The 522-nt window shown below is 36.4% G+C and carries 1 protein-coding gene; it reads right to left on the reverse strand.

What is annotated here, in order from left to right; translation table 11 throughout:
* Positions 1-522, reverse strand: a 522-nt coding sequence (locus GNY06_RS02900; RefSeq protein WP_166518725.1) for a tyrosine-type recombinase/integrase, incomplete at both ends; no start/stop codon positions are given.

Genomic DNA, 522 nt, shown 5'->3' on the forward strand with positions numbered 1-522 from the left:
CAACGGTGTAAACCTTGGTGATGGAATCAGTTCGGTGGCTGGCTGCTATTTTAGCGAGATTGATCTCCTCGTCGCTGGCTTGGTCTAGTTTGTCTAAAAATAAATGCTTCAAAGAGTAAAAATCTTCTGTAACTTTTATTATTTTGCCGTCCTTGTCTTTTATTTTGTTAGAACTCTTAATTAATCTGTGCCAACGCTTTGTAATCTGGTAGGGCTGTATAGGCTTATCTCCGGGCTTTAATCCTTTAGAAAATAAATAATCCTTCTGTGATTTGCACATGTCTAAGATCTCCCTCCAATAGGGAACGGCTTGTGGTAAAATAATTTTTATAGTTTCAATATATTCCCTTCCTTTTTGAATGGTTACTTTGTATTCCTGAGCGACTAAATTAACGTCTTTCTTTTGTAGCCTGAATAATTCTGAGGTTCTGGCTCCGGAAAGGAAGAATATTTTAAAATATCGGAAGAAATCGGGGTAGTTCTCTTGGATATAATCATGTACTATTTGATATTTTTCATCCG

It is taken from the genome of Elizabethkingia argenteiflava (assembly GCF_009904105.1).
GTDB lineage: Bacteria > Bacteroidota > Bacteroidia > Flavobacteriales > Weeksellaceae > Elizabethkingia > Elizabethkingia argenteiflava.